Source organism: Desulfogranum japonicum DSM 18378 (assembly GCF_000429945.1).
GTDB classification, from domain to species: Bacteria; Desulfobacterota; Desulfobulbia; order Desulfobulbales; family Desulfobulbaceae; genus Desulfogranum; species Desulfogranum japonicum.
Map to the genome: position 1 here is coordinate 50,986 of NZ_KE386998.1, position 9,279 is coordinate 60,264.

Below are 9,279 nucleotides of genomic sequence, written 5' to 3' on the forward strand. Positions count from 1 at the left end.
AAGTCATTCCTCTAACGAAGACGAAAATATGATACAGTTATCGCAAACCACAATTTAATGTTTATTATTTTGCATATTGTATCTGAAAAGAACCCATAGCATTCTCAACAGGTCGAATCCATGGTTATACTTGAAGCCCGGAATATCTCCAGGACCTACACCATAGGCGAGCGGGAAACCCAGGTCCTGAAAGATATCTCACTGACTATCAATGCAGGCGAGTTTGTTGTTATTGCCGGCAGCAGTGGCAGCGGTAAATCAACCCTGCTCAGCATACTCTCAGGCCTTGATCAGCCTACTTCCGGACGAATTTTCCTTTCCGGCCAGGACATCACTGATTTAAACGAGGATCAGCTTGCAGAGGTCCGCAACCAGACCACAGGGTTTGTTTTTCAGGCTTTTCATCTGATTCCATCACTGAATGCTTTGGAAAACGTCACCTTCCCTGCAGAACTGAGCCACGATCCGCAGGCATACAAAAAAGCTGAAACCCTGCTCAAACGGGTGGGTCTCTGGGAACGTAAAACACACTTCCCCAGCCAGCTGTCAGGAGGCGAAAAGCAACGGGTGGCACTCTGCAGGGCCCTTATCAACAGCCCCCCCCTTGTCTTTGCCGACGAACCAACCGGAAACCTTGACTCGAAAAACAGCTCGGAAATTGTGCGCCTGCTGCTTGAAATGCAGCATGAATGGAATACCACCCTGGTAATGGCAACCCATAGCCTGGAAATTGCTGAGCGGGCTGAAAGAATGATTAGTCTGCGTGACGGCAGAATAGAACCTGATTACTCACAGCGCACCTGATCTTTTCGTGATCAGCCTGCTTGCAAAAACATCAGGTACCCTGAAACCAGTTACAATGAGACAATGAACACAATACTTCACCCACGATTTCTCTACCGTGAAATGGCGCATGGCTGGCGTCACGGTCTGATTTTTGTGCTTTGCGTCGCCCTGTCGCTGACGACACTCATCGCGCTCAACAGCTTCAAAGGTGGAGTACATGCAACCCTGTTCAGGGATGCCAGGGAATTACAGGGTGCAGATATTATTATCCACTCCCACTACCCACTTTCCCCTGCCCTGCAGAAAGAAACAGATACCCTTGTACAGCGGGGTGAAGCCGTCTCCACCATGGTCCATGAATTCTATTCCGTGGTTCGAACGGGTGACGAACGTGCCAACCTGTACTCCAAGGTAAAAGTGGTGGATCAACATTTTCCACTGTATGGCAAAGTAGAACTGCAATCAGGCAAAGAAATCGCCTCACAATTGCGAAAGGGAACGGTTATAGTCGCAGAAGATGTCCTGAAACGGCTTGAACTCTCCATAGGAGAAACTCTCAATGTCGGAGCCCGCAGCCTCAAGATAGTCGATGTTGTCATCCATGAACCTGACAGCCCCTCAAATTTGCTCAACTTTGGCCCCAGGGTGTTTGTTGCAGCAGATGATCTTGAACAGCTTGATCTGGTAAAAAAAGGCAGCAGAGTACAATATGAACGATTGCTCAAGCTCACAGATGAGCATGGGCTTGCAGCGGTTGTCGAACGACTTCGTACTGTTGCAGTAAAAGAGCAGGAACGGGTCAACAGTTACCAGGAAGAAGGCTCGAGGATAAAACGCTTTTTTGACAATCTGCTCTTCTTCCTCTCTCTTATTTCTATCTTTACACTCCTGCTTGCAGGCCTGGGCATGCAAAGTTGTCTCACAGCCCTTGTTCGGCAAAAACAGCAAACCATTGCCATAGCCAGAGCCTTTGGCGCAACAAACCGTTTTGTCTATCGCCACTATCTGCTGATAGTCCTGCAACTGGGTATATTGGGATCAATACTTGGGATTGCATCAGGCTGGATAATTGGCAGTTATCTCCCTGTCCTTTTCCAGGGACTCCTACCCATTGACGGAGCTACGACAATCTCTTTTGCGGATGTGGGAGAAGGAATAAGTCTTGGCCTTGCCGTGGTTGTGCTCTTTACTTTTCTGCCACTGCACCAGCTACGCAACATCAAGCCGGTGGCCATGTTTCGAGGTGACAGCGCCATCAGCAGACGCAGTCCTCTGATGCTTCTGGCAATCTTTTTCGGCGTAGTTCTTATCACGTTGCTGGTTATCAGACATCTTGAAGACGTCACGGTTGGTTTTCTGTTCATGGCCGGGGTACTGGCACTTATCACCATCACAGCATTTTGTGCAAAGCTTTTACTCTACGCGGTTCAAAAAATCCATCCTTCACGCCTCACCATACGCCAGTCTCTACGTTCCATAACCCGGCAAGGCAACGCAACCTCATCAATTCTTGTCACGCTCTCTTCGGCCCTGGCCTTGTTATCCGCCATATACCTGATTGAACGTAACCTTCATGCCTCCTATATTGACTCTTACCCGGAAGGTGCTCCCAACCTGTTCTGCATTGATATTCAGCCAGACCAGCGGGAAGGATTCACAGCATTTTTTGACAAGCCTCCGGAGCTGTTTCCCATTATACGCGCCCGCTTAACAGCCATCAACGATACCCCCATCAACCGCCAGAAAGAATTGCTGAAAAAAAGGGATAATTTTGCCCGTGAATTCAACCTCACCTACCGGAATTTTCTCCTTGAGGATGAACGTATCATAGAGGGAGGCGAATTATTTCCTCTAAAACAAGCTGGAAAAATACAATTGCAGGTCTCCGTACTTGATGATGTTGTCTCCATGGGTGATCTCAAGCTTGGTGATATGCTCCGCTTCAACATTCAGGGAGTAGAATTGGAGGCGCAGGTGAGTTCCATTCGTACTCGAACCAAATCAATGCTTCACCCGTTTTTCTATTTTGTTTTTCCTGCCATTTACCTGCAGGATGCGCCCCAGACTTTTTTTAGTGCAGTTACCCTTGAGGAAAAAAGTATCGCTGATATACAACGTCAAATCCTGCGACAATACCCAAACATCAGCTTTATCAATGTTTCCGAAACCGCCAGAAAAATCGAAGTTCTAATCCTTAAGCTCACTGATATAATCAATTTTTTCTCGGCATTTTCGATTCTTGCCGGATGTCTGATACTGGTGAGTTCTATCCTGGCTACCCGCATGGCGCGCATACGTGAAGCAGTCTATTATAAGATAGTTGGCGGGACCAAGGGATTTGTCTACAGGGTATTACTTTATGAGAACTGCTTGCTCGGTCTGTTTACCGGCATCATTGCACTGTTGCTTGCCCATGCTATAAGTTGGGGAATCTGCACTTTTTTCTTTGATATTACCTACACTTTTTTCGGAGGGGTATCGGCTCTGTTGTTATTGGTTACCATTACCTTGATCGTAGCAACCGGGATGCTCAGTTCTATAAATGTTGTTACCCAGAAACCCGCCCAATTTCTTCGGGAACACACCAGTGAATAATACGCAAACATACCTAAAAAAGATGAAACCATACATACTGCTCTGCATCATGCTCTGTCCCCTGCTTTTGTTCACTGCCTGCGACACAAGTTCTGAACCAGCACCCAAAACACAACCTGCGACAAAAAAAAAATATGAGGGCATCATCGTAGCCCTTGGCGACAGTTTAACAGCAGGTTTAGGTGTAGAACAGGAAGAAAATTATCCGACATTGCTGCAACAGAAACTGACAGAACAGGGATATTCCTTCAAGGTGATCAATGCAGGTGTCAGCGGCGAAACCAGTAGCGGTACGCTTTCACGTCTAAACTGGATACTCAGCCAGAATCCTGATATTGTCATTCTTGAAATCGGAGCAAATGATGGTCTCAGAGGTATCGATCCCGCTCTTGTGGAAAATAATATCGCAGATATCCTGCAAAAACTGCAGGAAAAAGAAATTGAAGTTGTTCTAGCGGGAATGCAAATGGTCTGGAATCTCGGAGAACAATATACGACATCCTTCAACGCCATATACCCACGACTTGCCGATCAGTTTGGAGTCATTTTCATGCCCTTCTTCCTCGAATCAGTAGCTGCAGAACCGAAACTCAACACTGCAGACGGCATTCATCCCAATGCAGAAGGCTACAGCATCATAACCGACAACCTTGTGCCTTACGTGACCCAGGCCATTGAGCGTTTCCGCAAAAAAGACGACTCAGAATGATTCTAAATCATTAGAAATGATCCCCAAAAACGACCACCTCATACAACCAACAGGCCGTAGATATGGGCGCCATTTCCCCTCAGATGCACCTTTTTTCTTCTTGCTGAATTTCCAAAAATGAACATGATTTCAGCTTCTTTTCGGCATCTGCCTCGCTGGCTTTGCTGCACTTGCAAGAAGAAAATAACGCGTTTCCATTTCATATATTCACAAGGCAGGGGATTGCATATCCCTGCCTTGTGGCAGCCATACATATTCTCCATCAACAACAAGCCTATTTCTAAACAGCAAGCGGTTACCAGCACTCTTCTGCATGTGGAAAATTACTATCACCCAAAAAGCAGTCGACCGATGGCAGACCGGGAAGGCCACTGTCACATTACAGAATGGAGAATGAAAAGTGTTCTTGCCTCAAGCCATGGGAATAATAATAACTTCCACTCTTCTGTTCATAGCGTGACTGGAAGAAACAGGTCTGCTTTTTCCATACCCAACAGCACGGATTCTTTGTGGGGCCACTCCCTGTTGAATCAGAGCGTTCTCCACTGCACGTGCCCTGCGTAATGAAAGCTGCTGATTGTACTCTGCAGACCCCCGTGTATCAGTGTGGCCTCCAACCTCAATCTGAGTTTGTGGATACCTGTTAAGTACACTTGCCATTCTGGCTATCTCATCGTATGCTCCAGGCAGCAGCGTACTGGAGTCATATTCAAAAAAGGCTTCACCCCTGAATGTCGCGGTCAGGACATCCTGACTACGCTGGATACTGGCCGCCTCTGATCTGGCCATGACGTTACGCAACTCACGCTCCTGGTTGTCCATATAACGCCCCACCTGATTACCAGCAAGGCCACCCAAGGCCCCACCGATTCCAGCTCCCAGCAGTGTCGCCTCCGTATCTCCTCCTATGGCCTGTCCAAGTAAAGCTCCAGCAGCAGCACCCACACCCACACCTATGGCGGTTCCCTGTTTTTGATTGGTATCAAGGCTGGCGCACGAACTCACTGATAATGCCAACACCACGGTTACAATAATCCATTTCATCGATTGCATTATATTCTCTCAACTTTTCATATTGCTATGCTTGGAGAACAACTCCCTTTCCATTTTGTATTTGAACATACATCTGTATCTCTGGAATGCACCAGTGATGAGGTACGGCATACTAGGAAAAATCCCACGGGTTGTCCAGGCTATTGGCGATAAACAGCCTCAATATCGGGTTATGTCTACCCGATGTCGAGTAGTAATTTGCACATTGATTCCAGTCCTTAGCAGTCATCCAGATACCAAAGTCACGCTATTTCTTTTTCTGCGTATTCCCTTAGCTTTCAAGATCACATTGGCACCTGCAGACAACTGCATTTACAGGGTTCGAGCCTGTGGATGCAGCAGCTTTACTCAGATTAGAGTATCTAATAGTTTCAAGCAAATCAATAAACTTTACCTATTTGACAAATAACAAAGAAACAGAGTAAAAATTTTATATTTAATTCTTTGCCATTTGGAGGAGCTCAATGAAAAAAATCTTTTTTTCTCTTCTGCCATCCATCACGATGGTCTGTTATTTTCTCACATTTGTCTCAGGCGCTTTTGCTTCCGATGACCTGGCTCCCTTTTCCGGACAAAAAGGGACGTTACGCATAGCTGGAGGGACGGCACACATACCGGTGATGAAGGAAGCTGCACGCCAGATCATCAACTATAACCCGGATATTCAGATATCCATTGCCGGTGGCGGTTCAGGCCTTGGCATTAAACAGGTAGGGGAAGGACTTATTGATATTGGCAATGCAGGGCGGCAAGCAACCGCCGAAGAGATACACAAATTTGATTTAAACGTATTAAAATGGGCTGTGGACGGCGTTGGTGTTATCGTTCATCCAGAAAACACCATCCAGGCGCTTACCAGTGAACAGCTCCAGTACATCTTCTCCGGCAAATTCACAAACTGGAAAGACGTGGGGGGACCAGATCAGCGAATCAACGTTTACACTCGCGATGAGGCAAGTGGAACAAGAAAAGTTTTCTGGAAAAAAGCATTGGCACAAGGAGATATCTCCCTCAAAGCAAGTGTTGTGGTCTCAAACGGTGCCATGAAAACAGCCATTGCGGTTGATCCATTTGGTATAGGGTATGTTTCTGTGGGGCACATTGATGCATCAGTAGCTCCAGTTGCCCTTGATGGAGTGACACCGACACTGCAAACAGTACAAAGTGGAGAATATACCGTAGCCCGTGGCTTGTATAGCCTCACAAAAGGAGAGCCTGGTGGTCTGGCAAAACTTTTTCTGGATTTTATCGTCAGCCCCACAGGCCAACAGATTGTTGCAGACAAAGGATTCATTCCAGTGAAATGATCTGTCGAGTATCATCAACTGTCGAATATATCTTTCTGGCAGCAGCGGTATTTGTGAGTTTACTTACCGCTGCTGTCTTTTTGTTTCTTTTGTTCTTCGGTCTACCGTTATTGCAATCAGGCCAGCTCACAGAATTACTCTTTTCATCCTGGTCACCTGGCAAAGGTGTATACGGCCTGTACCCCATGCTGGTAACAAGTACGCTTTTAGCAGTGCTCAGCATGCTCATAAGTTTCCCCATAAGCCTCGGTACCAGTTTTCTTATCACCTCACTAGCCCCATTGAAAATTCGACAGATTCTGATGGGTGCTGTCAGGGTAATGACTGGTATTCCAACTGTCGTATATAGTTTCGCAGCACTCTTTCTCCTGGTACCGATTATGCGAAATATTTTCGGCCATGGTACAGGCATGAGTATCCTCACTGCGTCACCAGTTCTGGCTCTTGTCACTGCTCCAACCATGATACTCTTTTTTGTGAGCAGCCTGAACAAGGTACCTGCCAGCTACACTCTTGCGGCAGATGCCTTAGGCGGCAGTCAAGTCCAAAAACTCCTTTATGTAATGGTCCCTCAGGCTTGGCCGGGAATTCTAAACGGTACACTTCTTGGCTTTGGCAGAGCCATCGGTGATACTATGGTTAGCCTAATGCTTGCAGGCAACAGTCCTGCATATCCGGATTCAATTACAGATCCTGCCAGAACGCTGACAGCCCACATAGCCTTGACAATGGCCTATGACTTTGATTCCATGGAGTTTAAATCCATTTTCGTTTGTGGCTTGTCTCTCTACCTTATAACAGCTATTCTCATGCTGCTCTTTCGATTAATGACATCCCACGTTTCAAAAAATCTATGATGCGGAGATTCCTTGAAGCCAGCGTTTCTATTCTATCATGGTTATGTACCCTGTGCCTTTTGCTCTCTCTTTTTACTCTTGTTGGTTTTCTGTTTTTCAAGGGTGGCAGCAGTTTACAGCTCAGCCTGATATTTGGCAACACAGCGCCGCTTGACGCCATACTATTGAAACGCCAGGTTTTTGAGGGAATATTTCCAGCCATGGTCGGCACGTTGTTTCTTATTGTAGGGGCAATGTGCATTGCTACTCCCATAGGGATTGCGGGCGGAATATACATGGCAGAGTATTGTAGTAGTAAAATACAACCAGTTCTGAACCTTGCATTTGATATCCTGGCTGGGATCCCTTCCATTGTGGTGGGGCTCGCGGGTTTATTGCTTACCATACTCTTGCATCGCTATTTTCGTGAAAATATTATTCCCTGTCTCTTTATATCCTCCTGTTCCCTGGCCTTTCTCGTGGTTCCCTACCTCATACGTTCTACCCAGACAGCACTGGAATCTACAGCACCTCTTGTCCGACAGACAGCTCCAGCCTTAGGCGCATCACAGATACAGAATATTTTCCTTGTTCTATTACCAAATTCTCTTCCAGATATCCTCTCCGGGATTATCTTGGCCTGTGGACGTTGTGCCGAAGATACGGCTGTTATCATGCTCACCGGAGTGGTTGCAACAGCAGGAATCCCCAGTTCTGCCTGGGGGCAGTATGAAGCCTTACCATTTTATATCTATTATATTTCTTCCCAATACACAGGTCCTGATGAACTGGCCAGAGGATATGGAGCCGCTATCATACTTTTACTACTCTGCACTACTATGCTGGTTTGCTCTTTATGGGTGCAACGAAAAATCACGACAATCTTACTGTACCGGTGATACCTGTGAATCCTGATGTAAAAATCCAAACCAGTTCCCTTTGCTTTTATCATCGACACCAGCAAATACTACATGACGTTTCCGTGCAATTTCCAACAAATACAATAAGCGCAATTACTGGCCCTTCAGGATCAGGTAAATCTACGTTTCTTACCGTATTGAACAGATTGTGGGAGGAAACTCAAGGATGCCGCATATCTGGAACAGTTAGGATCAATCTTGCTGGCAGCATGACAGATATTTACTCTTCCAGCCTTAGAGCGCCTGAATTACGTCGTAAGGTTGGCATGGTTTTTCAGCAACCTAATCCCCTGCCCATGTCCATATTCAAGAACATAGCATTTCCCCTTCGTCTGGCTCATAACAGTAATAAAAAGCATATACAAAATAAAGTAGAGGCCTCGTTGAAGCAGGTATACCTTTGGGATGAAGTCAAAGATCGTTTACAGGATGATGGCAGAATGCTATCCGGAGGCCAACAGCAAAGACTCTGCCTTGCAAGAGCTCTTGTTCTGCAACCTGAAATTCTGTTACTGGATGAACCAACATCTTCACTTGATCCCGAGGCAAGTAATGCAATTGAGGAACTTTTACTCTCACTCAAAAAACAATGCACTTTGATTATGGTCTCTCACTATCATGATCAAATTCAGCGGATTGCAGACCTGCAATATATGATATCGGAGGGAAGATTTCTATCTCAGAACGCAACTATTCATAAGGAAAGTGACTAAGCCTGACAACATCTCTGTAGTTATAGCTGATCACAGAGTAGTTTTGTCGACAGTTATCTGTAGGCAAAAAAAAACCGCTTTAAGGAAATCCCTTAAAGCGGTTTTGAAAAAAGAGTCGGCAGCGACCTACTCTCCCACATAGTCACCCATGCAGTACCATCGGCGCTGAAGAGCTTAACTTCCGTGTTCGGAATGGGAACGGGTGGGTCCTCTTCGCTATGGCTACCGAAAAATCTATGTAAAGTCATAACAATTAAAATAGCAGGGTAAACTTTGTTTACAAAAGGATATGGTTAAGCCTCACGGCTAATTAGTATCGGTTAGCTCCATGCATTACTGCACTTCCACACCCGACCTATC

Annotated in this window: 8 protein-coding genes and 1 rRNA gene; 7 read left to right on the plus strand and 2 right to left on the minus strand. The window is 46.1% G+C overall.

Features of this window, described 5'->3' with window-relative positions; genetic code table 11:
- The first annotated feature begins 120 nt into the window (after nt 1–120).
- From G493_RS0126565 to G493_RS0126575, 3 genes are all read left to right on the plus strand, one after another.
- Complete coding sequence (locus G493_RS0126565) at nt 121–804, plus strand: ABC transporter ATP-binding protein (RefSeq protein ID WP_028582778.1); 684 nt, start codon at nt 121–123, stop codon at nt 802–804.
- Between the two features lie 63 nt (nt 805–867).
- Nucleotides 868–3,381 carry an ABC transporter permease gene (locus G493_RS0126570; RefSeq protein ID WP_035276072.1) on the plus strand — a complete coding sequence of 838 codons (2,514 nt, stop codon included), beginning with the start codon at nt 868–870 and terminating at the stop codon, nt 3,379–3,381.
- A gap of 22 nt (nt 3,382–3,403) precedes the next feature.
- A complete protein-coding gene (locus G493_RS0126575; protein WP_035276074.1) occupies nt 3,404–4,090 on the plus strand; it encodes an arylesterase in 687 nt (228 codons plus the stop codon).
- A 411-nt stretch (nt 4,091–4,501) separates the two neighbouring features.
- Here the strand turns inward: G493_RS0126575 and G493_RS0126585 are convergent, their stop codons facing one another.
- A complete protein-coding gene (locus G493_RS0126585; RefSeq protein WP_153306686.1) occupies nt 4,502–5,134 on the minus strand; it encodes an OmpA family protein in 633 nt (210 codons plus the stop codon).
- A 473-nt stretch (nt 5,135–5,607) separates the two neighbouring features.
- Here G493_RS0126585 and G493_RS0126590 point away from each other — a divergent pair, with 473 nt between their 5' ends.
- From G493_RS0126590 to G493_RS31525, 4 genes are read left to right on the plus strand one after another with little or no spacing between them, the layout of a single operon-like run.
- Complete coding sequence (locus G493_RS0126590) at nt 5,608–6,450, plus strand: phosphate ABC transporter substrate-binding protein (protein ID WP_028582783.1); 843 nt, start codon at nt 5,608–5,610, stop codon at nt 6,448–6,450.
- Nucleotides 6,447–7,307 carry a PstC family ABC transporter permease gene (locus tag G493_RS0126595; RefSeq protein ID WP_028582784.1) on the plus strand — a complete coding sequence of 287 codons (861 nt, stop codon included), beginning with the start codon at nt 6,447–6,449 and terminating at the stop codon, nt 7,305–7,307. Before G493_RS0126590 ends, G493_RS0126595 begins: the two co-directional genes overlap by 4 nt.
- The gene (locus G493_RS0126600; protein ID WP_028582785.1) at nt 7,304–8,185 is read left to right on the plus strand and encodes a PstA family ABC transporter permease; all 882 of its coding nucleotides are present in this window, start codon (nt 7,304–7,306) and stop codon (nt 8,183–8,185) included. The genes G493_RS0126595 and G493_RS0126600 overlap by 4 nt, the downstream gene beginning before the upstream one ends.
- The gene (locus G493_RS31525) at nt 8,143–8,919 is read left to right on the plus strand and encodes a phosphate ABC transporter ATP-binding protein (RefSeq protein ID WP_084813791.1); all 777 of its coding nucleotides are present in this window, start codon (nt 8,143–8,145) and stop codon (nt 8,917–8,919) included. Before G493_RS0126600 ends, G493_RS31525 begins: the two co-directional genes overlap by 43 nt.
- A 113-nt stretch (nt 8,920–9,032) precedes the next feature.
- Here G493_RS31525 and rrf read toward each other — a convergent pair.
- A 5S ribosomal RNA gene (gene rrf / locus G493_RS0126610) occupies nt 9,033–9,149 on the minus strand.
- Between the last annotated feature and the right edge of the window lie 130 nt (nt 9,150–9,279).